The organism is Staphylococcus schweitzeri (assembly GCF_002902405.1).
In the GTDB taxonomy this organism is placed as follows: domain Bacteria; phylum Bacillota; class Bacilli; order Staphylococcales; family Staphylococcaceae; genus Staphylococcus; species Staphylococcus schweitzeri.
Genome location: NZ_PPQS01000044.1, coordinates 34,632 through 60,302, shown reverse-complemented (window position 1 = coordinate 60,302; position 25,671 = coordinate 34,632). Strand labels below are relative to the sequence as shown.

The 25,671-nt window shown below is 28.6% G+C and carries 25 protein-coding genes, 7 tRNA genes and 2 pseudogenes; 10 read left to right on the top strand and 24 right to left on the bottom strand.

Annotation, left to right across the window (positions count from 1 at the left end; genetic code table 11):
* Positions 1 to 56 precede the first annotated feature (56 nt).
* A complete protein-coding gene (locus CD116_RS10690) occupies positions 57 to 536 on the bottom strand; it encodes a DUF4909 domain-containing protein (RefSeq protein ID WP_047550346.1) in 480 nt (159 codons plus the stop codon).
* Between the two features lie 310 nt (positions 537 to 846).
* Between CD116_RS10690 and CD116_RS10685 the strand changes: the two genes are divergently transcribed.
* The 5 genes from CD116_RS10685 (at position 847) to sel27 (ending at position 4,784) form a co-directional block, all read left to right on the top strand.
* Positions 847 to 1,443: an excalibur calcium-binding domain-containing protein gene (locus CD116_RS10685; protein ID WP_047550349.1), complete on the top strand. Its 597-nt coding sequence runs from the start codon at positions 847 to 849 to the stop codon at positions 1,441 to 1,443.
* 84 nt (positions 1,444 to 1,527) lie between these two features.
* Complete coding sequence (locus CD116_RS10680) at positions 1,528 to 2,532, top strand: DUF4352 domain-containing protein (RefSeq protein ID WP_047550352.1); 1,005 nt, start codon at positions 1,528 to 1,530, stop codon at positions 2,530 to 2,532.
* Between the two features lie 76 nt (positions 2,533 to 2,608).
* Entirely contained in the window at positions 2,609 to 3,235 is a 627-nt protein-coding gene (locus tag CD116_RS10675; RefSeq protein ID WP_047550355.1) for a hypothetical protein, read from the top strand.
* Between the two features lie 44 nt (positions 3,236 to 3,279).
* Positions 3,280 to 4,005 carry a staphylococcal enterotoxin type 28 gene (gene sel28 / locus CD116_RS10670; protein WP_047550434.1) on the top strand — a complete coding sequence of 242 codons (726 nt, stop codon included), beginning with the start codon at positions 3,280 to 3,282 and terminating at the stop codon, positions 4,003 to 4,005.
* Between the two features lie 26 nt (positions 4,006 to 4,031).
* Positions 4,032 to 4,784 (top strand): staphylococcal enterotoxin type 27, encoded by a 753-nt coding sequence (gene sel27 / locus CD116_RS10665; RefSeq protein WP_047550359.1) that lies wholly within the window; start codon positions 4,032 to 4,034, stop codon positions 4,782 to 4,784.
* Positions 4,785 to 4,877: 93 nt separating this feature from the next.
* On the opposite strand, the pseudogene CD116_RS10660 reads toward sel27, so the two are convergent.
* Positions 4,878 to 5,336 (bottom strand): annotated as a pseudogene (locus CD116_RS10660) (ImmA/IrrE family metallo-endopeptidase); the annotation flags it as partial.
* A gap of 99 nt (positions 5,337 to 5,435) precedes the next feature.
* Between CD116_RS10660 and CD116_RS10655 the strand changes: the two are divergent.
* Positions 5,436 to 5,939 (top strand): hypothetical protein, encoded by a 504-nt coding sequence (locus CD116_RS10655; RefSeq protein WP_047550362.1) that lies wholly within the window; start codon positions 5,436 to 5,438, stop codon positions 5,937 to 5,939.
* A gap of 601 nt (positions 5,940 to 6,540) precedes the next feature.
* Positions 6,541 to 7,119: a DUF4888 domain-containing protein gene (locus CD116_RS10650; RefSeq protein WP_047550364.1), complete on the top strand. Its 579-nt coding sequence runs from the start codon at positions 6,541 to 6,543 to the stop codon at positions 7,117 to 7,119.
* 435 nt (positions 7,120 to 7,554) lie between these two features.
* On the opposite strand, the gene CD116_RS13980 is transcribed toward CD116_RS10650, so the two are convergent.
* The 9 genes from CD116_RS13980 to CD116_RS10605 all read right to left on the bottom strand — a co-directional run bounded on the left by CD116_RS13980 (position 7,555) and on the right by CD116_RS10605 (position 16,928).
* Positions 7,555 to 8,253, bottom strand: a complete 699-nt coding sequence (locus CD116_RS13980) for a BsaG family lantibiotic immunity ABC transporter permease subunit (protein WP_051981580.1) — start codon at positions 8,251 to 8,253, stop codon at positions 7,555 to 7,557.
* A complete protein-coding gene (locus CD116_RS10640; RefSeq protein ID WP_047550367.1) occupies positions 8,250 to 9,011 on the bottom strand; it encodes a lantibiotic immunity ABC transporter MutE/EpiE family permease subunit in 762 nt (253 codons plus the stop codon). The genes CD116_RS13980 and CD116_RS10640 overlap by 4 nt, the downstream gene beginning before the upstream one ends.
* The gene (locus CD116_RS10635; RefSeq protein ID WP_047531429.1) at positions 9,008 to 9,700 is read right to left on the bottom strand and encodes a lantibiotic protection ABC transporter ATP-binding subunit; all 693 of its coding nucleotides are present in this window, start codon (positions 9,698 to 9,700) and stop codon (positions 9,008 to 9,010) included. The genes CD116_RS10640 and CD116_RS10635 overlap by 4 nt, the downstream gene beginning before the upstream one ends.
* Before the next feature lie 22 nt (positions 9,701 to 9,722).
* Positions 9,723 to 11,096, bottom strand: coding sequence for a S8 family peptidase (locus tag CD116_RS10630; protein WP_047550372.1), 1,374 nt, complete (start codon positions 11,094 to 11,096; stop codon positions 9,723 to 9,725).
* Between the two features lie 9 nt (positions 11,097 to 11,105).
* Positions 11,106 to 11,624, bottom strand: coding sequence for a flavoprotein (locus tag CD116_RS10625; RefSeq protein ID WP_047550375.1), 519 nt, complete (start codon positions 11,622 to 11,624; stop codon positions 11,106 to 11,108).
* A gap of 15 nt (positions 11,625 to 11,639) precedes the next feature.
* Positions 11,640 to 12,884 carry a lanthionine synthetase C family protein gene (locus tag CD116_RS10620; RefSeq protein WP_047550378.1) on the bottom strand — a complete coding sequence of 415 codons (1,245 nt, stop codon included), beginning with the start codon at positions 12,882 to 12,884 and terminating at the stop codon, positions 11,640 to 11,642.
* On the bottom strand, positions 12,877 to 15,873 hold the full coding sequence (locus tag CD116_RS10615) for a lantibiotic dehydratase (protein ID WP_047550381.1): 2,997 nt from the start codon (positions 15,871 to 15,873) through the stop codon (positions 12,877 to 12,879). The genes CD116_RS10620 and CD116_RS10615 overlap by 8 nt, the downstream gene beginning before the upstream one ends.
* 63 nt (positions 15,874 to 15,936) lie before the next feature.
* A complete protein-coding gene (locus CD116_RS10610) occupies positions 15,937 to 16,080 on the bottom strand; it encodes a gallidermin/nisin family lantibiotic (protein WP_047426098.1) in 144 nt (47 codons plus the stop codon).
* Between the two features lie 704 nt (positions 16,081 to 16,784).
* Entirely contained in the window at positions 16,785 to 16,928 is a 144-nt protein-coding gene (locus tag CD116_RS10605; protein ID WP_047448451.1) for a gallidermin/nisin family lantibiotic, read from the bottom strand.
* A 978-nt stretch (positions 16,929 to 17,906) separates the two neighbouring features.
* Here CD116_RS10605 and CD116_RS10595 point away from each other — a divergent pair.
* The 3 genes and pseudogenes from CD116_RS10595 to CD116_RS13765 form a co-directional block, all read left to right on the top strand.
* Positions 17,907 to 18,368 carry a hypothetical protein gene (locus CD116_RS10595; protein WP_047448454.1) on the top strand — a complete coding sequence of 154 codons (462 nt, stop codon included), beginning with the start codon at positions 17,907 to 17,909 and terminating at the stop codon, positions 18,366 to 18,368.
* A 67-nt stretch (positions 18,369 to 18,435) separates the two neighbouring features.
* Entirely contained in the window at positions 18,436 to 18,570 is a 135-nt protein-coding gene (locus tag CD116_RS14070; RefSeq protein ID WP_269319562.1) for a hypothetical protein, read from the top strand.
* Positions 18,571 to 18,630: 60 nt separating this feature from the next.
* Positions 18,631 to 18,840: pseudogene (locus CD116_RS13765) on the top strand (DUF1828 domain-containing protein); the annotation flags it as partial.
* A 582-nt stretch (positions 18,841 to 19,422) separates the two neighbouring features.
* Here the strand turns inward: CD116_RS13765 and seg are convergent.
* The 13 genes from seg to CD116_RS10525 form a co-directional block, all read right to left on the bottom strand.
* Entirely contained in the window at positions 19,423 to 20,199 is a 777-nt protein-coding gene (seg, locus tag CD116_RS10585; RefSeq protein ID WP_047550384.1) for a staphylococcal enterotoxin type G, read from the bottom strand.
* A 283-nt stretch (positions 20,200 to 20,482) separates the two neighbouring features.
* On the bottom strand, positions 20,483 to 21,238 hold the full coding sequence (gene sen / locus CD116_RS10580) for a staphylococcal enterotoxin type N (RefSeq protein WP_047550387.1): 756 nt from the start codon (positions 21,236 to 21,238) through the stop codon (positions 20,483 to 20,485).
* Positions 21,239 to 21,272: 34 nt separating this feature from the next.
* Positions 21,273 to 22,061, bottom strand: a complete 789-nt coding sequence (gene seu / locus CD116_RS10575; RefSeq protein ID WP_047550390.1) for a staphylococcal enterotoxin type U — start codon at positions 22,059 to 22,061, stop codon at positions 21,273 to 21,275.
* Positions 22,062 to 22,215: 154 nt separating this feature from the next.
* The gene (gene sei, locus CD116_RS10570) at positions 22,216 to 22,944 is read right to left on the bottom strand and encodes a staphylococcal enterotoxin type I (RefSeq protein ID WP_047550393.1); all 729 of its coding nucleotides are present in this window, start codon (positions 22,942 to 22,944) and stop codon (positions 22,216 to 22,218) included.
* A gap of 34 nt (positions 22,945 to 22,978) precedes the next feature.
* On the bottom strand, positions 22,979 to 23,698 hold the full coding sequence (gene sem, locus CD116_RS10565; RefSeq protein WP_047550396.1) for a staphylococcal enterotoxin type M: 720 nt from the start codon (positions 23,696 to 23,698) through the stop codon (positions 22,979 to 22,981).
* Between the two features lie 281 nt (positions 23,699 to 23,979).
* A complete protein-coding gene (locus tag CD116_RS10560; protein WP_142381048.1) occupies positions 23,980 to 24,762 on the bottom strand; it encodes an exotoxin beta-grasp domain-containing protein in 783 nt (260 codons plus the stop codon).
* Positions 24,763 to 25,001: 239 nt separating this feature from the next.
* Positions 25,002 to 25,090, bottom strand: a tRNA-Ser gene (locus CD116_RS10555).
* A gap of 54 nt (positions 25,091 to 25,144) precedes the next feature.
* Positions 25,145 to 25,216, bottom strand: a tRNA-Glu gene (locus CD116_RS10550).
* A 1-nt stretch (position 25,217) separates the two neighbouring features.
* A tRNA-Asn gene (locus tag CD116_RS10545) sits at positions 25,218 to 25,292 on the bottom strand.
* A gap of 17 nt (positions 25,293 to 25,309) precedes the next feature.
* Positions 25,310 to 25,383 (bottom strand) — tRNA-Gly (locus CD116_RS10540).
* Between the two features lie 15 nt (positions 25,384 to 25,398).
* Positions 25,399 to 25,474, bottom strand: a tRNA-His gene (locus tag CD116_RS10535).
* Positions 25,475 to 25,487: 13 nt separating this feature from the next.
* Positions 25,488 to 25,560: transfer RNA gene (locus tag CD116_RS10530), tRNA-Phe, on the bottom strand.
* A gap of 16 nt (positions 25,561 to 25,576) precedes the next feature.
* Positions 25,577 to 25,652, bottom strand: a tRNA-Asp gene (locus CD116_RS10525).
* Between the last annotated feature and the right edge of the window lie 19 nt (positions 25,653 to 25,671).

The following is a 25,671-nucleotide window of genomic DNA, read 5'->3' as shown; positions in this document are numbered from 1 at the left end:
TATGATTGTTATAATGGCAAATACATATCGTAAAATAATTTGTCTACTTATATCATTTATGATTTTTTAATTTTTAATGTAATTCTATCATTTTGATGTGGTGATTTAGCAATTGAGACCAAATCATCTACGTCATTAATAGATTTCTGATCAATATTCTGTAACGCACTTAAATGAAAAACTTCATCATCTAAATTTTCAATCAAGTATATATAATAAGTTACCTTGTCCTTTTTATATTTTAACGTTTGCCAAAATTCTGGATTGCAAGGTAAAATTTCATTGGGTATGTATTCAATGAATAAGTAACGTTTGCTTCCCACTTTATTAATAAAATACTTTGCAGTTCCCATTTCCAAACCTTTAACTTGTGCATAATCTGCTGAAAAATAAACACTACCGATATTCTTATTGTGTTGTTGTATATCAAAATGTTGACCTTCTATTTTATTACTCGTGCCACAACTACTTAAAATAATTACAACATTTATTATTAAACAAACTTTCATCCACTTATGTTTTAAAACTTTCTTCAAAACCAACACCTCTAAAAATAAGTACACCATATTATACCAATGTCATTTTATAGCTTGATTAAATATTTTTAACATATTTATTTCAATTTAGAAATGACACAATTTTAGCTTTTTCAAATTAGCATACTCACAATGTAAAAATAATTTTAAATTTTCGAAAATAATTAAAGTATTCTCACTACTAATTTGATAGAATAATATTATGTGATTTAGTGAAAGCGTTTTACACATAAGCAACTCCCTCTAATTAGCATCAAGTTTTTTACAGAGATTCATGAAATTAACATACAAATATAGAGGAGATTAACTATTGAATACTGAAAACAACAAGAATCAAAACCAAACTGATAAAAGTTCTGAAAGACGTGGCATGTTAAAAGGATGTGGTGGCTGTCTTATTTCTTTAATTTTATTAATTATCTTAATATCATCATGTTCAATGCTTATAGGTAACAATGACGATTCATCATCTAATAAATCGTCAAAGACAGAAACGAGTAGTAAAGACAAAAATAAGAAAGAAAATAAGTCGGAATCCGATAAAAATACTGACAAAGATAAACAAGAAACAGATACAACAGTTACAAATGAAAATTCAGAGTCGAGACAACATGACAATACACAATCTACACCTCAAGATAAATCATCAAATGAAGAAACTAATACAAATAATATTGATGACAACCCACAAAAGAGCCTTAAAGATAATGATAAGTCAAAACAAAATCAGCAACCTACACAGCCAAAGACTTCACCTGAACCAGAAACGAATACACAACAGTCATTTTCAAATTGTACGGAACTAAGAAAAGTTTATCCTAATGGTGTAAATGCAGGTCATCCAGCCTATCGACCTCATCTTGATAGAGATAAAGATCAACGTGCATGTGAACCAGGTAAAGGTTAAGCAACAAGCGATAAAAATTTATTCAAATTGTATTTAGCTTGATACACAAATCACATAGTTTATAATGAGGGAGATTTTTTAGGAATGAGTAATCAATTTAAAAGCGAAGAAGAAAAAAGGCAATGGGAACAATTCCAAGCCTTTCAAAAGCATCAAAACCAGCAAAATCAACAGCACCAGCAATACGGACAAAAGAAATCTAGAAAAGGATGGTTCTGGGGTTGTGGTGGATGTCTAGTTTTATTTATTTTAATTATAATCGGTATTTCAGCTTGTACAGCTGGTATCACTGGTAACCTTGGTGGAAATAATTCTAAGGAAACGAACAAAACACATAAAATTGGTGAGACTGTAAAAAATGGTGACCTTGAAGTCACAATTAATTCAGTTGAAACTATGAAATCAGTTGGTCCATCTATCGCACCAACAAATGCAAAAGGTACATTTGTCGTTGCTGATGTGACGATTAAAAACAAAGGCAAAGAAGCGTTAACAATTGATAGTTCGATGTTTAAACTAAAATCAGGTGATAAAACATTTGAAGCCGATAATACAGGCTCTATGTCTGCTAATCAAAATGACAACGGTAGTATAGAAAATTCATTTTTCTTACAACGTATAAATCCAGATAGCACTGCTCAAGGTAAAATTGTTTTCGATGTGTCAGAAAGCATAGCCAATGCAAAAGATAAAAAATTAGAAGTTATTTCTAGTTTATTTAGCGTCAAGAAGATTACATTTGATTTATCCGATGCTAAAAAAACATCAAAAGCTAAAAAAGATAAGCAAGATACAGAGGTAGCTGTTGCGAGTTCAAATAGCGCTAATGTAAATTATGAAGCTTCCGTTGATACACCTACTTCGTCTTCTAGTACGATTAATGATTCTGAAGAAAGTGAACAGTCTAGTAAAGATGAAGATAAACAAGATGTGTCTCAAAGCGATAAATCTAGTGTAGAGAAAAATGAATCTAAAGAGGAAACCGCTCTTGTAGAGTTAGCACCTCAAAGCAAACCTGCTACAAGTGACGCACCACCTAGCCAAAATATTCACAATGAAGATAGCATGTACGACGCTTCAACAGAATAAAATTTCAGGGTAGCTCGGCTACCCTTCTTTTACGGAAAAATTAATTATACATAATGAAATCAAGGAGATTAAACAAATGAAATTCAAAGCTATCGTTGCAATCACATTATCATTGTCACTATTAACTGCCTGTGGTGCTAATCAACATAAAGAAAATAGTAGTAAATCAAATGACACTAATAAAAAGACGCAAGAAACTGATAACACTACACAGTCAAATACAGAAAAGCAAATGACACCACAAGAAGCCGAAGATATCGTTCGAAACGATTACAAAGCAAGAGGCGTTAATGAATATCAAACTTTAAATTATAAAACAAATCTTGAACGAAGTAATGAACATGAATATTATGTTGAACATCTAGTCCGCGATGCAGTTGGCACGCCTTTAAAACGTTGCGCTATTGTTAATCGACACAATGGTACGATTATTAATATTTTTGATGATATGTCAGAAAAAGATAAAGAAGAATTTGAAGCATTTAAAAAGAGCAGCCCTAAATACAACCCAGGTATGAATAATCAAGCTGAAACAGAGGGTGAGTCAGAAGACATTCAACATCATGACATTGATAATAACAAAGTCATTCAAAATGACACACCAGATCAAAAAGTCGACGATAAAAATGATAAAAATGCTGTTAATAAAGAAGAAAAACATGATAATGGGACAAATAATTCTGAAGAAACTAAAGTTAAATAATGGCATATCAAAATTTTAAATCTAATATGGAAGGTATTATTAATTTGAAGAAATTATATATTTTTTTAATAGCGATTAGTTTACACATATTAACTAACTCTGAAGAAGCTTATGCTGATGTCGGCGTTCAAAATTTAAGAAATTATTATGGGAGCTATGAATATACAGATTTGAAAAATCAAAGTGATAAAAATAATCCTCAAAGTCATCAATTAGAATATGAAGTTGAAGGTAAGACACTTTATTCACAATTTTCAAGTGAACATGATGTTAAAAGACTTAAGTCAAAAAAAGTTGATATCTTTGGAATTCCCTATACTGGTATCACACAAAACGTTGAATATATATATGGCGGAATAACTTTATCTAATGATTACTTAGATAATGCTAGAAATATTCCGATAAATCTATGGATAAATGGTCAACACAAAACAATTTCTACTGATAGAGTATCCACAAATAAAAAACAAGTAACCGCTCAAGAAATTGATGTTAAATTACGAAGATATCTTCAGGAAGAATATAATATTTATGGTCATAATAAAACAAATAAAGGGCGAGAATATGGAAACGAATCTAAGTTTAACTCTGGATTTGATAAAGGGAATATAATTTTCCATTTAAACAATGGCGCTCCATTTTCATATGACCTTTTCTATACAGGTCATGGTCAACCTGGAGACTTTCTTAAAATTTATAATGATAATAAAACAATTGATTCAGAAAATTTTCATTTAGATATAGACCTCTCACTTTCTAAAATAAATTAAAATACAATACAACTTAGGAGCCGTACATGAAACTATTCTTTATATTTAACTTCATTCTAAATACTATTATGTCTCAAGTAGACTATTCTGATCCAACGCCAAACCAACTAAACAAAACAAGCCAATATGAAGGCTTAATGTATAATATGAAGGCACTCTATGAATCAGATCCTGTATCTATTGAAAAGATAAAATCATATGATCAATTTTTATCTTTTGACTTGATTTATTTTTATCAAACTTCACAATATAACAGAATTAAAACCGAATTAACCAATGATCTTTCAAATTATTATAAAGATAAAGACGTAGATTTATTCGGAGTAAAGTACTTTGTGAATTGTTATTTCTCAGATAATAAAGACATCAAAGAAAATTCACCAAGTGCCGATAAGGTATGTATGTATGGTGGGGTCACAGAGCATGAAGGTAATAGAACTAAACCGTTTGGTCATACGATAGTAGTTGCTGTATATATCGACAATAGAAATAGTCGCTCATTTACCTTATCAACAAATAAAGATCATATTACAGCTCAAGAATTAGATTATAACGTTAGAAATCAGTTAATTAAAGATGAACAATTATATGAATTTGAAAGTTCTCGTTTTGAAACAGGCTATATTAAATTTATTGAAAACGGTAAAGCTGTATTTTGGTATGATCTAATGCCACCCCCAAATTTTTCGCAGAGTAAATATCTAATGATTTATAAAGATAATAAAACTTTGTTATCTTCCAAAACTGCAATTGAAGTTCATTTAACAAAGAAAAAATAATGAATGACAGCAACAAACTCTACATTCCACCTTAAAAAGCGATTTACGAAAACTGTAAATCGCTTTTTATACAACTTAAACAGATAATATTTATCAAATATGTATTCCTAAATTATACAGCCTTAATCCAGCAGCTACTTTCGAAACTTCCAATTTAATTGATATAAGATTTAATAGTTTGTTTCGTTCTTTTTCAGATAAACCGGAACTTAAATTGATATTATTGACTTCATAAAAACTATAAACTAATGCCTCTATTTGCTTTTTAGGCATAAGTAAGTTGACTGAAAACTGATTTACGTCGCTTTTATAAATCATTTCATGTAAATTCTTTAGACTATTATCATTACAATCTCTCCTTAAGTCTGTATTTTTAAATAAATAACGGCCCAATTCACGAGCTATTGAAAATCTTGTATTATTAATCGAGTGATTATTATTGATATAAATCGTTCTTCCACTTAAATAACTCGAAGTGTTACCCTACATTTTAATAAATTTAACTGTTAAATTAAGTTGAAATAATAGTTTATCTATGTCCACTGCAAAGGAAAACATATAGGTGTAATGGACCTTTTGACAGAGAAAATGATAAAACCAGCAGTTAAGGGAAGAAAAATAAAATTATAAAGTTATATAGGAGCATCAAAAATGGGAAAAATTAGAGGCCTAAAAAGAAAATTTGGCAACAGTTTGAGAGATTATAAAGCGTATCTAACACATTATAATGGTTATATAGAGTTATATGTACCACAAGTTACATACAAAGAAAATACAATTCATGGCTATAGTGCATCAAAATTTCTTGTTAAAAATACAATTAAAAACATGCCGAGTGGCGCGAACTATATTTATATATTTGATGAAAATAATACTTTGAATAATCATGTGATAATAACTAATGAAAAAGAAGAATTAAATTTAGGTTTAATTAAGGATCAAAATGGTACAAAGCCAGTGTATATTAAGAACTTAGAAAAAAATTACAATCTTAAGTTTGAGCGACATTTAGCATCTTGGGAAATGAAAGAAATAGAATATTTACATTTAGAGGATGAAGATAAAGAAGATATACTTTATATTGAAAAAGAGGATGATAAAGTAATAGCAATTACAAACATTTTATGGACTTGCTCTGGTTTCAACGATATTTGATCAACTCAATAATGAGTCGCCTAGGTTTATTAAAAACTTCTTTAAAGGGTTGTTAAATTATAAATATGATTTAAATATTTGTCTGAATTTTTAATTATTGATTTCACTTCGTCTACTGAAATATTTACATGTGGATAATAAATAATTTTTTGTTGCATCTTTTCTGGCTCTTGTAATACCTTTCGAAAATTCATTTTTATTATTTTTTGCTATCTGATCTGAGATATTATTAAGTTTATTGACATGCTAATGTATGTCTTTTTTAATACTCGATAAAATATAATGTACCTTTGTAATTTTATCTATATGACAGTTGCTAATTTAAAAATTACTTAATTCTCTCTCTTGTAATTAATTATAAATATGTTGCTACCCAGTCGATTAGTATTTACCCGATTCCTAAAATAATCATATTCATTCGATTACAACAATTTTTCATTGAATTTTAAAATTCAAAAGACAAACAGATAATAAGAAATTTTTATATTTTAACTTAATATATGTTTAAGAAATTTTTATATTTTAGTTAATTGTTGTTTTTTGAAATCAATATTATATTTACCTTGTAAACGTTTACAATATAAAAAAAGGAGTAATTAAAATGAATAAAAAAATGTTGAGTAAGGTATTAGTAGCAAGTGCTTTAGTGTTAACAACCTTAGGATCAGGAGTACATTCTTCATATTTAGGATTAGATACACACAAAGTTGTCAAAACAGCAAAAGCAGAAGAAAATTTGTCAAAAAATGATGTTTGGAAAGGAATCAGGTCTTCGTTAACTCTTTCGAATATTATTAATGGAAATGGATATGAAAATATCAAAGTAAGCTATTTAGATAAAAAAGGTCAATTAATACAATTTGCATCGACTGCGAATCATGATACTTTTCCCGATGAGTCAAAAAATTATTCCAAATTAACTCAGATAGAAATTGAGAAAACTAACATTCCATCTGAAGACTTTAATACAAGACTTAATGCTAATAAAACTTGGAACACTTTTACTCAAAAATTAAAGGATGCTGGTTTATTAAAGAATGGTCAAAAAGTAACTATCCAAGCAACTAATACAACAACATCTACAACAAATAGTATTACTGGCAGAGTAGGTGAAACATTAAATGATAAAAATGCTGATCCATTAGTAAAGCGTTTCATTAACAAAATTACAATTGAATAAACCTTGTACTCAAATACCTTAATTCATAAAACCTTAATAACTACCCTTTCATACAAACCACCTAGCCCATAATAAATTAAAACGCCATTTTTATTTCAAATAGTGGATAAATAAAAAACCATTCCACATTAACTTTGGCAAGTTGGAATGGTTAAAAAATATTTTTAGAAGCCAACGTTTGGCTTACTAAGACGACATGTTCGCGCATGTCGTCTTATATTTATATAATAACATGCAATTCAATAAAATGTCTAACCAATAAATCGCAGTTAAATTCAACGTTATAAACTTTGCAAATGATTTTATTACCCTAATCAATCGCGCCTAATACCCCTTCTGCCAAAATACAAAATCATTTTGTATTTTTATCTTATCAATGCTCTTTTCTCTCTTTTCAACACAATTTAATTTCATTTATCTTTAACGAATCAATTCCTAATCTTTAATTGTTCTACCGCTCCACTTATTAAATCCTTTAAAGAGTAAAAATGCTAATAACAACGTGATAATAATATAGATCACCATTGTCAATGTAACTGGTATACTCCCTTCAATATACATATAAACGTAACGTGTAGCATAAGTGATTGGTAAATAGAACCACGAATGATCTCCGAGCACTTCTAATCCAAAATAGACATTAAAAATAAATATTAAAATTCCGGCAACAATAGCCATTACATCTTTAATGAAAATACTAAAAATAAATAGTAATAGTAATATAATTACATTGAAAAATAATGATACGCCAATAAACATAAGTGCTATTTTTATATCATGTGAATGCCACAATAAATTAATTGATGCTAATAGAATACATATGGCTGTAATAGTATAAGTAAAAATCATTGATGCATTTAACCAATTAAGCCTATTAGCTTTTCCTAAAATATGATTAAAGTGACCAATATTTTCTTCAAAATTAATGACTTGATAAACGTTAATTGAAATTAAAAGTGATGTAATAGCATTAAAACTTGCTGTATACAAGCTTATTTGTCGACCATTCCATTCATTCACGTTTAGATACCAATTTATAAATAATATAAATAGTATGGTTACAATAATAGGTACAAATGTGAGCGCTTGCTTCGAAAATTTCAACTTACATGACTTTAATTCGTTAATTATCATTTTAATCGCCAACTTTTCTTATTATTTAAAAATGTTAATATCGCGAAAATAATGACGCTAACAATAATCGAAATATATAATGCATTGAGGTCATTAAAGTATTTTGAATTATGGTCTACAACTAAGCCATTTGGTAATATGCCCAGCGTAACAAGCGGAACTCTCTGCATTATCGCCCATGGTAGCACCCAAAATAAACTTTTCAGTGTTAAAAATATGACGCATATAACTGATAACACTAAGTTTATTAAAATTGATACAAACACCCCAAAATATCGAGTTAATAAAAAGTTGAGAGGTATTAATGGTAAAGATACAACATACATCAACAATATTGTAACCAATAACAACATAGCATTAATCGGATGTGGATTAATTATAAGGTCACCTATATAAGCAATAATGTATACTAAAAAGCAATGTACTAAAAATGCTAATGATAAAATGACAATCTTTGCTCTTATTTCTTTTGTAATTGACCAATTATTACTTAAGTAATAATTAAATGATTTATTTCTCATTTCAATTTTAAATAATGAATTACAAGCCATACACAGTACAATCGGTATGAATGCAATTGGCCAAATATTAAATAGTAATGTTATATATGGTGATAAACTATTCGCTATTCCAGTATTACTTTTGGCGAATAAGACTGTGAAAATAGCAAAACAAAGAAACACTAGCGGGCTTATTAATAACACATACATACTGAAAGAATTTTTAAATTTGATACCTTCTATCTTTAAATGTATCATTTGTAATCTCCTTTCGTTATATTAAAGAATATATCTTCTAAGTTTTCATCTTTGTTATTTCTTTGCTGATATTTTAGCTCTCCTTCATGAATAATACCGATATGATCTGCTAAAACTTGGATTTCAGATAAAATGTGACTTGAAATAATGATACTGGTACCTCGTTCTGTTAATAATTTTAAAAGTTCTCTAAGTTCTTGTATTCCGTATGGGTCTAGACCATTAGATGGTTCATCTAAAACTAAAATTTCTGGCTTTTTAATCAATGCCATAGCAATTCCAAGTCTTTGTTTCATACCTAAAGAAAAGTCCTTAACTTTTTTCTTTTTATCAACATTTAAATTGACTAAACTTAAAACATTATTAATTTCACTGAAATCAACACTTTCATTTAAACACACGATTTTCAAATTATCTTGTGCACTTAAATGGTTATACGTCGCTGGTGTTTCAATAAGAGAACCAACTTTGTGTAAATCGTTGCGTTTCATTGGTTGATTGTCTAACAATATCTCTCCAGAATCTTGTTGAAGTATGCCACAAATAATTTTCATGAGTGTCGTTTTACCAGCACCATTAATGCCAAGTAATCCATAAACTTCGTTACTTTCTAAAGTGATATTAATATTCTTCAATACATCATGATGTTTAAATCTCTTTGAAATATTTTCAGTAACTAATTTTGCCATAATCAAAAACTCCTTTACCTTTTTAACTTGCTCTTTGACTTGTTACATTTAAAGCTTTATACACATCAAGTTCACCATGTCCATATCTACTAAATGATTTATTATTCTTCGATGTGCCATGCTGATATAACAACTCAATCGCTTTATCTGGATGTTTTTCAAGATTATATTTATCAATTATTAAAGCTAACGCACCCGAAACTTTAGGTGTGGCTAATGAAGTCCCAGCCTGATAAATATATCTTCCGTTATTGGCAGTAGTTAAAATGTTCTCCTTATGCATATACCCTTCATTCATCCATTTATCCACACCAAATTGATTTAAATAAGCAAATGAACCCCCAGGCGCAACAATATCAGTATAATTCATACCAAAATTGGAAAACTCAGAAAGATTACTATTTTGATCTGTTGATCCTACTGTAATAACATTCTCCATAGATGCAGGAACATCTTTCACTTCACCATTCCCTTGATATTTACGCTGTAAATTTAGTTTCTGTTTGTCATTTACATCAATTCCATCATTACCAGCTGCAGCAACAACGATAGATTTTTTCTTCTTGGCGTAATTGATTGCTTTCTGTAACGCATCGTATTCTACTTTTTCATCTTTCCTAAAAGTTTGATGTTCATTTTTGTCTAAAATAGTATAACTACCAACACTAATATTAATGACTTGATTTCCATCATTTGCCGCTTGAACAATCGCTTTTGATATCCATAGTAATTCTGTCTTTTTACTACCAAAAACACGGTACATTGTAAATTTATTATTTGGTGCGACACCTATTAATCTACCATTAGCACTCGTTTGACCCGACACCATCGTGCCATGTCCTTTCCTATCACTGATATCGTGCGCATCACCAGTCTCTTCTGGTTCAGTACCTCTGAAACCGTTTAAAGGTACTAAATTTTTAGAATCAGTCGAGAAATTACTTTTCAAATCATCATGGTTTTGCATCACACCTGTATCTATGATTGCTATTTTAGTCTTAGCATTTTTGGGCAAATCATCATACGATGCACCATTATTTGTTATTTTATTCATATCCCATTGCCTTGAAAATAATGACTCATTTGAGGCTCTGTCTATTGTTTTCTCACTAGTAATACAAGTTGAACATGTAGCATTAATATATTGAACTTCATTTTTATAGTTTGCCAATGAATTGGCATTCGTTTTTGTCATTTTAATCTGTGCCACATGTAATTCCGGTATATTATATACAACATTCAGGGACTTCTCTTTAACTAACTTGTTAAATGTTGCCGTATTCTTATATTCAACACTGTAATACTGTTCTACTGATGCTGATGCAGTACTCATTGTAATAGATATTAAAAGACTCAATATTATTAAACTAGAAATAACCCGCTTTATAATCTTCATCTTCTTATCTCAAATGAATTCCAGAACTTTATATGGTTCTGGTGCGACAACATTCTTTTTAAATGTTTTAGACGCTAATTCATAACTTTCTGAAATATTTGCTGGGTATATTGATACACCATAATCTTTTAATAATCGAATATTATTTTGAGTAATTGGGTTTTCCCACATGCGTAAATTCATATTTGGGAAGATAAATAGTTTGTCAAATGCTGTATGACAAATGGTTAGTAATAAATTGTCACATATGCCATTTGCAATTTTGTTAATCGTATTTGAAGTTGCAGGAATAATTAAGATTTTGTCATGTTTATTTACTATATCCACATGATTTAAAAATGGGTTTTTAATTTCATCATAATAATTATCACAAAATTGTTTTAAAATCTCACCATTAATAAACTTTCTGCCATTCGTTGACGCAATTACATTTACTTCATCAAATTTTGATTTCAATTCAATAATATAGTGGCTAATGTTGATGCTATTTACTGAGCCACACAAACAAATTAATACATTTTCTCCCATGATATACGCCTCCATTCAGCTAATTAAAAACGCATTGGTCCAATTTTTTTCATTGAGAATGTTTATATTTTGAAGTGTTATCAATAATAGATAGACCCCTATTTCTCCTTCTAAAAGACCAACTTTCCCACTTTTAATTTCGCCTTGCTTATTCTCGTTAATGTCTATAAAATTCACCAGATGATCTTCCTTATAATGAGAGATCAGTTTATTGGTTAATTCAGTAATATAATCAGAAACTTCGTCTAACTCAAAATGCAAATTCATAATTGTTAACATTAATATTTGTGAAGATAATCCATGACAAATAGTAGGACTTATTAAATTTTCCTCCTTATCATTTATCACTTGTAACATCACTTTTTTAGACATTTGAATAATTTCTTCATCTTGTAGTGCTTGCCCAATTAAAAACATCGTTGTCATTACTCCCGTATTGCCATAACACCAACCATTCCGAATAAAATTGAAATGATTACGTTCTGAAATTAAATCATATCGCTGTAACCATCTATAATTGCTACAAAATTTTTTGTCCATAATAAATTTGTACATGTCTTTTAATATATGCTGATGATTTTCAATAGTAATTCCTTTAATCACACATAATGCAAATAACGACATTGGTCCTAGCACTCCATGTGCAAGTCCAAGATTGATATTACCTTGTGTAAAATAATTTTTATCAGACTCTAAAAATTGACTTTCTTGTGGAACTACCCAGCTATTTTGAGAATATTGAATGTCTTTAAAATATGTTAATATTCTTTTTAATGTTTTAACATTTGTACCACTTACATCTATCCGATTTAATAAATATCGCCCTATCCCAGCTAATCCGCTGATAGTGTCATAATTTAATGGATTTAATGGTTCTTGTAATATTTGATCCAATTTATTTTCTATTTCATTCACAATGACATCATCAATATTATTTAAAATATTTTGATAATTCCTGCCATTTTGTGATGCTATATCCATTGAAAATGCAATACCTGAAAGCCCACCAAATAAAGAATTATTATATTGATGATTTTGTAAATATGGCGCTAATTTCATGACATACTTGTGCACAATATGTTCAGTATTTATGTTGAAAGATTTTTGATAAGCATCTAAAAATAATATTAAACCTGGAATACCATGCGATAACGTTACTGGTTCAAAGTAATCAGTTTCAGTGGAGGCTTTTGAAATAAAATCATCTACTTCTGAAATATCTTGAAACTTTTTCTTCAAAATTAGATTCAAATCAGTCATTTTTATCACCACACCAATACTTTTGAGTTTTATCAATTTCTTTTACAATAGATAAAACAAAGGTTTCTTGGTCCTTATCAATGCCAAATATTCGATTGCAACGCATATGAATTAAACTACCAATTATCCTTGACCTTTTCGTAGTTAACGGTTTTTTAAGTCCTTCATTTAACTTACTCAAAATTTGTCCGTCATCTTTTAAAATCCGATAAATTTCACTATCGTATTTAGCGATGTTTTCGAAATTATTAGCAGGATTACATATAGTTACGAGTTCATTTTTTAAAGGCCTAATTTCTTTACTTTTAAATGAAGTAGGTACATAGTTATTTACAATTTCCATACGCTCTTCATTCGAAATCGACAACATTTCAAATAAATACATTATTGAAATAGCAACAATAAATGGTCTCTCAAACTTAAAATCATTTTCAATAATATTGACAGCTAAATTCGTGTCATATTCAAAAAAAGATTCTATTTCATTAATCGTGTTCTTTCCACCATATCTAAAATATTCTGGCTCGTATGATACAAATTCATAATCTGAAACTTCTGTCGTTTGACGAACATATGATAACCAATTTTTCATGATACTATATATTTCATTATAATTTTCGTCATTTCTGTATAACCTCAACTTTATAATGTCACCTTGTTTGATATAGCGCATTAAAAAATATTGATCTATATCTCCCTTGTCTTTATGATGTTTTACAAATGGATACAAATTATCGATGATAAATGTATTTTGCGAAGGTTTATCAATATATATATGTAATGCAAACCATTCTTTATCATATTCAATATCTGTATTTTTATATTTTGGAATTTCAATTTCAGGTCCACAATATGCAGTTTTTTTATAAACAGGTGTAACAATTTCATACACATGGTCATTGTTTGATTGTGGTAAAAATGTTTCTACTAAACGCACACGTTTATGCTTCTTATATTCTTTCATCAATAAATATCTGTGATTAACTAATGATAAGTTTAGTAGAAGTTTGTTATCTCCATATACTAAATTAACCATAGTGGGTATATTAAATTGTTGTTTATACTTTAAAAACTGTTGATCCCATTCATCATTTTTTGGTATAGGTAACACCATTTCATTAATTTTCCAATATGCTGGTTTAAGAATTACATTTTTATATCTGATTCGCGGTGAATAACTGAATGAATCAATACTCACATCATTCATAGGTTCAATGTATTTCACTGATTCCATTGAAATTCCTCTTAACAATCGATATAAATTATTCTCTTTAAAATAGTTATACATATTGTTTGATTCAAATAGTAATCTTTTATTTAGTTGGCATGAGTATAAATATAATTTATTAAAGGTAGCACCAACGTAAATGTCATCTAAGTGAAGCTCATACTTCGAATCACTATAACTACTTCCTAAATTCAATGAATATTCATATGATTCATGATTAGTTAATACATTATGATTTCGCGGGTATTTCGGTAAATTATTTACAGAAATCATTTCTACATTATCATCACGCATCATCTTTTGATAATAATGTCTTTTTTCATGTTCTAATTTTTCTAAATTTTTAGTATCAATTAAATGATGAAAACGTCCAAATGTAGCGCCAGCATTAAAAGACGCTGTTAGAGGACTAATAACAACGAGCTCATTATACTTATTGTAGTAGTAATCACCAATGTATAGTTCAGCGTATACATCAGCGCTCATTGGTGCATGATAATTATTGATAGTGTTATCGTTAATCAATGACTCTACATCTTTATCGTTGATGACAATTTCATCATTGTTTCTCAAGGCATGTAAGAATTTTTGTTTTAGCATTACAATATTATTTCCGTCGGTTTCTTCTTCTTGAAAAATTGTTGTCCCGAAACCTGTTATATCCGAAATTAAATCTTTAACATTAACGAGTTGTTCAAATCCATATTTTTCAATAAAACGGTTGTGAAGATTTTTCAAATCTGTTAATCCGATATTATTTCTCGATAAAAGCCACAATAAGTACGTTGCTTCAGATATTTTTGTTGCTATATCTTGATGTAAATGATTGTTAATCATATCTATTTTGGTATCAATTTGAAGATAGTTTTTACATTTGAACAGCGCCTTCATATGCTGAATGATGTCTTTATATATTTCCTCTCCAAATCCAATTTCTGTTTTTTCATAGGCTAATATCAAATTCTGGATTTCTCTAATTTTTTCTACAAAATCATCATTATGTAAAGAAAGTTTATTTAAAATATAATTTAAATTATCGCTATTTGTTAACGGTGGTCTGATTGTTGAATATATAATTTCCTTAGAGACAAGATTATGAATGTATACTTGTACTTTAGAAATATCATTAATTTCAAATTCCCGATTTATCTTTTCAGCTAAATTTGAGAAAGTAATGTTATTTTGTGTCACAATAGTTTTGATGAACATGAGCAACTCACTATTTTTAATTGAAAAAGAGGTATCTTTATTGTTATTCAAATAAATTGCACTTTGTTCATTTAAATATATTCGCTCATTGATAATATGTGCTTTACTATTCCATATAACTTTCAAATTTTGATAATATTCATCATTACTCTCAATATAACTAATCAGTTTATATAACCACTCACCATCGACTTTCACATATTTTTGGATTCTATTTCCAACTTTAAGATGGGTTGGTTCACTTACAAAGCGTCCTATACTAATGCCACTTAATAATCCAAATGGCGTTGGACGAGTTGACATTCTAATTAAATATTTTAATAAACTTTCTTTTGCATCTCTAACCTTCTTGTTATCACCGTCAAAATTTATATCTTGTAAAGTACGATATAAGTTAAACGTAGTTGTTAGTATAGATTCTTTAATCTGAGCATTTAAATTTAAGTCGCTATATTTTACTTGTTCAGTATTTAAAAATGTATTGAAAAACTCAACTGATAATAAAGGCGTTCTAATCATACAAATATTTGATGGTTCATATATTGTGTTCATTTGTAGCACCTCACATATTTGAATAGACAAATAGAGCCCTTTCAGGCTCTATTTGCTGTAATCTTAACAGCAGAAGCTATTAAAACTACCTGTCTTACCACAACCAGGAGTACATCCAATGACACTAGTAATACGTTCGTCCCCTGCTGAATCATTAGTGTTGTTATTTGCTTTAACTTGCACGTCTAAATCAAGAACTTTTTCCATAGATAAAACCTCCTATTAAAAGTTGAAGTTAAGGCCCACTTCAATTGTCATATTATCCTTTTTGACACAATAAATCAATAATTTATATAATTATATTTTGTGAATTTTTTGTAAACACTTATTGATTTAGCAATACTATTTTGAATAATAGATTTTTGCGTATTTTTATTATTGTTTATTTTCAATAATAATTTTGCATCTAAATTATATAAACTAGAGTTTATTTAGGAATATTTTAATGGATGAATCTAAGTATTTATATAAATACTTGGACATTCTGAAGAGTGATTCTAATTAAAAATATGGTGTCAATTGACTGAGATTAATTAATAGATATTAATTCAATTTTATTTATACAAAATTTAACGATGAATAAGTGAAGTTATTTTAAAGATGAGGATAAAAACATGTAATTTCAATGACTTGATTGTCTTTTTAAATGACATGCTCTAATTGTTTCAATATGATAATCAAAACTTATTATTAGTTATATGTATAGTGCAGAAGCTAATTTTATAATACTAACTTTTTTAATAGAAAGAACTGTTAATCACCAAAGTGAGAATTTATTGAAAAACTCAACCGGTAATCAAAAGAGCTAATAATAAAATGATATGTATTTATTAAATAGGGCTCATTTTTTAGCCACTAATATATTTAAATAGATAAAAATAGAGCCCTTTCAGGCTCTATTTGCTGTTATCTTAACAACAGAAGCTATTAAAACTTCCCGTATTGCCGCAACCATAGCTACATAAAAAATGGCTAGTAACTCTTTCATCACCCGCTGAATCATTAGTATTATTATTTCCTTTAACTTGCACGTCTAAATCAAGAACTTTTTCCATAGAAAATACCTCCTATTTAAAAGTTGAAGTTAGGGCCACTTCAATTGTCATATTACATATTATTACACAATAAAGTTTATAATAATTATTTGTTATTAATTTGTAAATCAACATTAATTTGAATGTACACTTTTGATTGTGTAAGCATCTCACTTATTTTTTAATAAGAAAGAATTAAAAATTAAAGTATGAATCTTTTTCTTAATGCGTATTAGACACTTGCTCTTATATGGATATTAACATTTCATGCTATTTCCATTAAATTATTGGAGAATGAGCGATAACTTTATACTAATAATCTTAACTATTTGATACATAAAATTATGTATTGTACTATTCTTTAGTTTATTTTATAATTAATTGAATATATCGGCTGAAATTATATGGATAAAACTATGATTTTAGAACTCGTTTAATTTTTAAAATATATATTCACTTATGATTAAATGGAAGTAAAAACAATTAATCAGTTAAATAAAATAGGAATATAGTTACTGGGATTTATAATGTTCATTTACCCTCAGATACAAACAACTCTATTAAAGAGAGATATTTAGAGAGAGAAGCAGACACAGAGAGTATAAAGATTTCGATATATCTGAAGAAGATTAAAGAGCACAAGAAAGTAGAGACCAAGCATTAAGAGAGATGAGTCTAGAACCAGAAAAATATGAATAAAATTCTTGCTAACAGCTCTCACATTGTAATTTATGATTATATTAAGTCTAGTGATTATAGATTTAATATAATCATATACTCGTACTGGATAAAGCTGGCAAATATACAGTTGAATGTGTAAAACGCTCTGAAACAAAATGACACATAGGTTATTCAAGTGAATTGTAAAAATTAATACTTACGATTAAGATTCTATTGATGAATTCGAAGTGATAGGTAAAGCTATTTATAGCTATCATATCTATGATTAATCGCGTATATATGGTGCTTTAATATAAAACAAATACAGGAGAAATGAAAATGAAAAGATTATTAAGTTTATTATTAGCTAGTACGTTAGTGTTAATCGCATGCGGAAATGATGAGAATAAGGAAGAATCTAAAAAAGAGGTTAAATCTAAAGAAAAGAAAATTGATAAGGAAAAGGAAAATAAATCGAAAAAAGAAAAGAAAAAAGAAGTTGCAACACAACAACCAGACAATCAAATAGCTGAACAACCCCAGTCACAAGAGCAAGCGGTTCAACAACCGCAACAACAAACATTACAAAATAGCATTCCTCAGCAAAACGCCCAAGTTCAGCAAAACGAAAAACAAAAAGTTGATTTAAATAGTATGCCTCCCACTGATTTTTCTACTGAGGGTATGTCTGAACAGGCTCAAAAACAAATTGAAGAGCTTTCAATGCAAAAAGACTATCATGGTCTATCACAAAAAGAATACAACGATAGAGTTTCTGAAATTATAAACAATGAGCATTAGTTCTACAGGGTAGTCCTCCTATCCTTATTTTTTGACAAATTTCAGTGATGATAAGTTTATCACAGATATGATAAAGGTAAACGTTTTAAAAAGAAACGTTTTAACTAAATGCGAAGCAACTGAAGCAAAATTTATAGTACTCAATAAAGTAATCAAAGCTTTTATTATTAGTGATACGACATCATTAATTGGCGGATTTTAATATTAAGTTTGACACCTATAGAATTTCATAGTAATTATCCTTGATTTCCACTTTTTGTAGAACCTTAAATTCAACTTAGATTTTAACAAAATAACTAATGAAGCTTATATTTACCGAGATATTAAACCAAAAAGACCATCCAGAAACAAATTAGAACCAATAATGTTAATAATAGTAAATGATAGAGCGCAAACTATAGCAGAACATGAGAACCTTGAGATATTAAAATGGTCTAATAAATCAAAAATCGTTGAAACTTTAACCTCATAAGTTAACAGTAGTCCCCCCTATTCATATTCTTTAATTTTCAAACCATATCGTGCAAATGAAAAAGCAAAAAACTTTTTTATTTGCACGTTTTATTTTAGAACAAAAAAGCAAGGTCAACGAGTCAAAGAATTAATTTCTTGACACGTATTTGACACTTGCTCTTTTAAGAATACTAACATTTCATTGTGATTCCGTTAAATTAACGGAGAATACGGGTTAACTCGATAGATTTATCCCTAAAGTATTAAAAATTGTACATTCTTAAACAATCAAAAATGTACGTTATTAAATTATCATTTCCACTGGAGAATCATGTCGACTAAAAGATTATAAAAGTAAAAATAAATTTAAAAGCACGACAATATTAAACCGCTAAAAAACGTCATTTTCAAACCGCTATTGACAGTCAATTCAAATAGATTTTTATCAAAGTAATATAAAACATATTTAGAATAAATAATTGAGAAAAATTAAATGATTCAACCGGCAATAAACTAACTACTTACATGAATCTATAAAACACTTAGAACAAAAGTTCGAAAAACGCACTTTATGATTGTATAGTGATATCAAATATACTTATCAGTGAGTATTAAGAAATACTTCCATTTTAATACTCTTAGAATCAACTACTTTATTATCTCCGTAAATATTTAAAAACTTATATGGAACAAAAGGTACTAGTTCTTTTTTAGGAAATAAGTCAAACCAAAAACTTGTATTGTCCTTTTCAGTAAATTTTATATATCCAGATTCAAATGCAGAACCATCAAACTCGTATAGCTTTTTTTCTTTAGTGAGCCAGTGTCTTGCTTTATAATCTAGTTCTTGAATAGTAACCATATTCTTATTTGTAGTTATTGTAAATCCAAGTGATTGTCTATTGTCGATTGTTACCTGTACAGTAATTAATTTATCTCTTTCATTTTCTGAACTATTAAATGTAAGACCACCATACATACAACAACCTCCAAAATTTTGGTTTATATCCGGTTCAGATTTAGGTATTATACATGTATAAAAATATGGAACACCAAAAATGTCTACTTTTTTACCTTTATAATTGTTAGCTAATTCTGTATTTTCTAATTCCGTTTTAACCTCATTATAACTCTTATACTCAATTGGAAAAATTAAATCATGAGATAAAAACTGTCTAGAATTGATAACTCCTCTTCCTTCAACAGGTGGAGACATATAAAGATTCATTACATTTCCCATAGTTCCCTTATTACTTTTATAATCACTTACTTTATTTAGTTCGTCTATTTTAGGATCAGGTTGGACATTCGCATAATTTATATTATGAAAAACTATATCTAGAATCAAAATAATAATTACAGTAGATAATTTCTTCATAAAACCTCCTCTAACTTATTCAGTCTATTTGACAATGAAACTTATTATAAATTCACGCTTATAGATAGTTCAGGTTGTAGTGTGTCAATAGCATTAGTTTTAAAACTAAAAATTCACTAGCAGAATAAATTAACATTCTATTTATCATTATTCCTAATTACAACAAATAATTTTAAATCCGTATTCAAGATAATATATAAATTTCAAATTTTTCTACAATTCAAATCGTTGTCCCATCATATAATAGTTTAATTTCATGATTCAGTTGATAATCATCAATCACTTAATCTTTATATAAAAATACATCGATATGATAATTAGATGAGCTAACTGTTCTATTATCACTATAAAATTGAAAAAACTCTGCTCCTACTGAACCTTTTATGTTATATAAATCATAATAAAATGATTGATCTTGATGATTATGAGAATGAAAGAAAATGTATCCTTTTTGTATGTTACCGGTATCTTTATTGTATATTTTATATAAATTTTCTAATTTAAATCGAACTTTAGTATCTAATTCTTGTACTGTTACTTTAGCCTTTTTGGTTTTTATAACAAAACCTTCTTGTTGGACACCATCTTTAAATACATTAACGCCTATAACTTTCTCTTCATCTAATTGATTTCCATCATGTATCGTAACTCCTCCGTATAAGCATGATGTTTTTTCTTCAGTTAAGCCTACACATTTGTTTCCATAATACAGTCCATAAATATCTATATTATTTCCTTTAAATTGATTTGCTAAATCTGATGAGTTAAACTCAACTTTCAAACTAGAAGTTTTAAGTACGGATATATCAATATTCTTTAATATTATAGTGTTATTCAGTAGTTGATCTGTACTAACTTTATTTGAAACGTCTAATTGCCACGTGATATCAGTATAAAAGTTAGAAATACTAAACAATTTGCTACTTTCTATATCAGACTTTTTCTTTAAATCTTTTTTGTCTACATCAGCATTAACATAATTATTATTTATAAGACATAATAAAGTTATTATAATTGCAGCTATGCAGAACAATCTCATAAAATTTTTAATATTTTTTATAGTATTCTCTCCCTTAATTACTTTTTGTTAAATGAACTTCTACATTAATAGATTTACTCTCAACTGTTTTATTATCATTATAGAATAGTAAATATTTAGTCGGATAAAAATTTTTACCAGGTTCAGGCATCATATCATACCAAAAAGTATTACCATTTCCTTCGGTAAACTTTATATAACCAGTCTCATAAGGCGAACTTCTAAATTCATATAAATTTTTATGCTTAAGTAAATAGTTTCTAACTTTATAATCTACTTCTTGGGCTGTTATGTTTTTCTTATTAGTAGGTATGTCAAAAGATAATGAATTTCTCTCGTTTTCATAAACTTTAATTAAGATATTATGCGAGTTATCAGTTAAATTATTTTTATCTATTTGATTTCCATCATGTTCTGTCACACCACCATACATACACGTTTTTTCAATTAATCTACCATCATTTAATTCCATATTATCCGCTGAAAAATAGCATTGATAATAATAGTTTGTCCCAAACAAATCTACGTTTTTATTTTTGTATTTATCCGAAAGGCTTTTATTACTAAATTCTGTTTTTAAAATTTTAGAACCACCAATTTTAGAGCCATTTATTTTAAATAATAAATCATGTTGTAAAAACTTTTCTTGGGCTTTAATGTTTATTTCTGATACGTATTTATCGTCATACAAATACCTAATATTATCCATTAAACCAGTGAATTCACTTGCTTTATTCAATTGTTCTGGTCTAGGATTTCCATTTAACATAAATAGTAAGCTGCAAGACTTAACACATATGAAAATAAAAGCAAATAATTTCATTCCAACAACTCCATATTTTAAATTTTTATAAATCTGATGTATTTCAGGGAATATTAAACGTACACATTACCCTTAGAGGCATTAAAATTTAAATAGTTAATTCATATATTAATTTCATATAATTTCGCATTTTAGTGTTAAAAAATAATTATCATTAGTTACTATCTTCATATGATATTTCGACATCAAGATGAAATTTTTCAGATTCTATTATTTTATTATCTTCATAAATTTTCAAAAAACTTACAGGCAGTCCATCTCCTGTATAAAACAAATCATATGAAAATGATTTTTCATCATTTAAATGAAATAAAACTCTCCCCTTATTAAAACCTGAATAAAATTTAGATTTATGACCATATTCATTCCCTTTACCAGTGTTATTATGACCATATATATTGTATTCTTCTTGAAGGTATCTCCTTAATTTAACATCAATTTCTTGTGCTGTTACTAGTTTTTTATTAGTTGCTATTTTGTCAGTAGAAATTGTTTTATGCTTGCCATTAACCCATAGATTTATAGGGATTTTTCTAACAGAATTTAAGTATTGTCCTGATAAAGTGGCCCCTCCGTACATGTATTTAGATTTACAAGGACCATTATAATCAATGCCAAAAATATCCAGTTTCTTTCCTTTAAATTTACTTATTTCGTCCCAATTATTAGATTCTGAGATCAAATCATTGGTACCGGTTGAAAATTCGAGTTGATTTGCAATAGGTAGGTTTTTATCTATGACTCCTTTTAAATCTATATAATCACGTTTTGTATAGAAATTTCTTAAGTTACCTACACCAATATCACCTTGAGCATACGAAAGGTCTTTAATGTTAAAAAATAATATAAAAACTAATATAAAACTATATTTAATTTTTTTCATGGCATTTCCTTTACTAAGTTATGATTGAAATACTTCAACTTTCGTCCTTATAAGATATTTCTACATCTAAATGGAATTTTTCAGTTTCGACAGTTTTGTTGTCATTATATATTTTCAGAAAACTTTCAGCTTGTCCTGTTCCAGTATCAAATAAGTCATAAGAAAATGATGAACCATCATTCAAATGAAATGATATTTTTCCTGTATTAAATCCAGAACTAAATTTTGACTTAGTACCATAATTTCTTCCTTTATTTGTATCATTAAAGCCATATATATTATATTCTTCTTGTAGATATCTTCTTAATTTAGTATCAATTTCTTGAGCTGTTACTAACTTTTTATTAGTTGATACTTTGTCAATAGATATAGTTTGATGTTCGCCATTAACCCAAAGATTAATAGGAATACGTCTGGATTTCTCTAAATAATCACCTGCTAATGTAACTCCACCGTACATATAACTTTGATTTGGACAATAACCACTATAACTTAGTCCGTATACATCTACGGGACGATTTTTGAATTTTTTTACATCCTCAACATTCATAAATTCAGCTGTTACTGTCGAGTTACCCATAGAAAAAACTAATTGATGTGAAAGATGATCATTTTCAGAATTAATATTTTGATGGTTTTCAATTGGATAGCTACCATAATAGTTCCTGAGATTCAAAACTCCGACATCAGCGGTTGCTATATGATTTTGCGAATAGCAAAACAAAAAAATAACAATGATAGTTAATCTTTTCATTTTTTTCTCCTATCTTTAAACTTCTCCATCTTTATTGCCCTTTAACTAAAAAATAAATTCATATCTTTTTATAAATAAACATGACTCTGTCCTGCTTATATATTATTCCTTGTTAATCCACTTTTGTTATCTATACTAAAATAGAAAGCTTTTTATAGTAATAAAGTTAGATTTGAATCACTAATCGTTCTTCGTCATTTACTAAGCTACTTTGTAAAAATATGTTAATATCTGTAGTTATTTATGGAATTGTAAATTGATAAGAATCAACTTTTTGATTGTTATGTAAATAAATAAACATCAATATGATAGTCTGATGAATCTATTGTTTTATTATCATTGTAAATTTGCAGATATTGATCTGGTAAATTACCTTTAATATAAAATAAATCATAATAAAATGATTCTTTATGCTCTGAGTGCGAATGGAATTTGATATAGCCCTTTTGCACATCGCTAGTCATTCTGTCATATAATTTATAATTATTATTTAATTTTGTTCTTACTTTAATATCAAGTTCTTGTGCAGTAACTTTCTTTTTATCTGTAGTAACGATAAATGTATTAACATTTACATTATCCTTATATACAGCTACACCTATATTTTTAGACTCGCTTAATTTATTATTTTCATGAGGTGTTACCCCACCATAAGTACAGGCAGTTTCCACTTGATGATCACCATAACAATGCGCTTTATAATACACACCATAAATATCTACCGTCTTTCCAAAAAACTCTTTGGAAATCGCTGATGAGCTAAATTCCACTTTTAAATCTTTAAATTCAGCAGATTTTCCATCTAACCAATTAATGCTTTTAAATAATAAATCAAAGTCTAAGAATTTTTCTGTCGTTGATACAATTGACTTCTCTATTGTAAAGCGATTATTTATATAGTCTTTATCAATGTTATGTAAAGCAATAGGGTCAACACTAGATTTCTTGCGTAAATTCTCAATTTTAGGTACTTCTTCATTTGCATATGCATTGTTTACACTGAATATTGCAATTAAATTCAAAAATACTAATAATATGCTAAAAATTACTTTGCTCTCTTTGATAATATCCCTCCTTCACTAAAAGTTTTTTCCTATAGAAACATTTCAATATAAACTAAAAATAAATTCTAATCTTACCCTTTAAATATACTCTAACCAAAATTTGGTTTGATTTCGATTTTAAAACCAAACAACCTTATTTACAATTGAACAAACATATTTTATACTAACCAACTCAGTGAAATAGACGCAAGTTTTAAAAATAGCGCTTAAAATGGATAAAACCATTTTAAGCGCTATAACGGAGAGTGAGGGATTCGAACCCTCGAGACGCTTGTGGCGCCTACACACTTTCCAGGCGTGCTCCTTCGGCCAACTCGGACAACTCTCCTCAATAATAAATATGTAATAAAAAAACAGAAGCGATATTTCACTTCTGTTTGTATGACTCCTACGGGACTCGAACCCGTGTTACCGCCGTGAAAGGGCGGTGTCTTAACCGCTTGACCAAGGAGCCATGGCTCCACAGGTAGGACTCGAACCTACGACCGATCGGTTAACAGCCGATAGCTCTACCACTGAGCTACTGTGGAATAATAATAGAAAATAATGGAGCGGGTGATGGGAATCGAACCCACAACATCAGCTTGGAAGGCTGAGGTTTTGCCATTAAACTACACCCGCTAATGTAAACGATTATGGGGCGGCTGAAGGGGATCGAACCCTCGAATGTCGGAACCACAATCCGATGTGTTAACCACTTCACCACAACCGCCATGAATTAAGAATGGTTCAGGACAGAGTCGAACTGCCGACACATGGAGCTTCAATCCATTGCTCTACCAACTGAGCTACTGAACCGTAATGGTAATAATAATGGCGGTCTCGACGGGAATCGAACCCGCGATCTCCTGCGTGACAGGCAGGCGTGTTAACCGCTACACTACGAGACCTATTAAATTAAAAACTATG

Excerpts from the sequence above, each read along its gene's own strand:
- sei (WP_047550393.1), bottom strand. The coding sequence starts at position 22,944 with ATGAAAAAAATTAAATATAGTTTTATATTAGTTTTTATATTATTTTTT.
- CD116_RS10640 (WP_047550367.1), bottom strand. The coding sequence starts at position 9,011 with ATGATACATTTAAAGATAGAAGGTATCAAATTTAAAAATTCTTTCAGT.
- CD116_RS13980 (WP_051981580.1), bottom strand. The coding sequence starts at position 8,253 with ATGATAATTAACGAATTAAAGTCATGTAAGTTGAAATTTTCGAAGCAA.
- CD116_RS10650 (WP_047550364.1), top strand. The coding sequence starts at position 6,541 with ATGAATAAAAAAATGTTGAGTAAGGTATTAGTAGCAAGTGCTTTAGTG.
- sem (WP_047550396.1), bottom strand. The coding sequence starts at position 23,698 with ATGAAAAGATTAACTATCATTGTTATTTTTTTGTTTTGCTATTCGCAA.
- CD116_RS10625 (WP_047550375.1), bottom strand. The coding sequence starts at position 11,624 with ATGGGAGAAAATGTATTAATTTGTTTGTGTGGCTCAGTAAATAGCATC.
- seu (WP_047550390.1), bottom strand. The coding sequence starts at position 22,061 with ATGAAATTATTTGCTTTTATTTTCATATGTGTTAAGTCTTGCAGCTTA.
- sel27 (WP_047550359.1), top strand. The coding sequence starts at position 4,032 with ATGAAACTATTCTTTATATTTAACTTCATTCTAAATACTATTATGTCT.
- CD116_RS10655 (WP_047550362.1), top strand. The coding sequence starts at position 5,436 with ATGGGAAAAATTAGAGGCCTAAAAAGAAAATTTGGCAACAGTTTGAGA.
- CD116_RS10630 (WP_047550372.1), bottom strand. The coding sequence starts at position 11,096 with ATGAAGATTATAAAGCGGGTTATTTCTAGTTTAATAATATTGAGTCTT.
- CD116_RS10680 (WP_047550352.1), top strand. The coding sequence starts at position 1,528 with ATGAGTAATCAATTTAAAAGCGAAGAAGAAAAAAGGCAATGGGAACAA.
- CD116_RS10610 (WP_047426098.1), bottom strand. The coding sequence starts at position 16,080 with ATGGAAAAAGTTCTTGATTTAGACGTGCAAGTTAAAGCAAATAACAAC.
- sen (WP_047550387.1), bottom strand. The coding sequence starts at position 21,238 with ATGAGATTGTTCTGCATAGCTGCAATTATAATAACTTTATTATGTCTT.
- CD116_RS14070 (WP_269319562.1), top strand. The coding sequence starts at position 18,436 with ATGATAAAGGTAAACGTTTTAAAAAGAAACGTTTTAACTAAATGCGAA.
- CD116_RS10615 (WP_047550381.1), bottom strand. The coding sequence starts at position 15,873 with ATGAACACAATATATGAACCATCAAATATTTGTATGATTAGAACGCCT.
- CD116_RS10675 (WP_047550355.1), top strand. The coding sequence starts at position 2,609 with ATGAAATTCAAAGCTATCGTTGCAATCACATTATCATTGTCACTATTA.
- CD116_RS10635 (WP_047531429.1), bottom strand. The coding sequence starts at position 9,700 with ATGGCAAAATTAGTTACTGAAAATATTTCAAAGAGATTTAAACATCAT.
- CD116_RS10595 (WP_047448454.1), top strand. The coding sequence starts at position 17,907 with ATGAAAAGATTATTAAGTTTATTATTAGCTAGTACGTTAGTGTTAATC.
- CD116_RS10620 (WP_047550378.1), bottom strand. The coding sequence starts at position 12,884 with ATGACTGATTTGAATCTAATTTTGAAGAAAAAGTTTCAAGATATTTCA.
- seg (WP_047550384.1), bottom strand. The coding sequence starts at position 20,199 with ATGAAGAAATTATCTACTGTAATTATTATTTTGATTCTAGATATAGTT.
- CD116_RS10605 (WP_047448451.1), bottom strand. The coding sequence starts at position 16,928 with ATGGAAAAAGTTCTTGATTTAGACGTGCAAGTTAAAGGAAATAATAAT.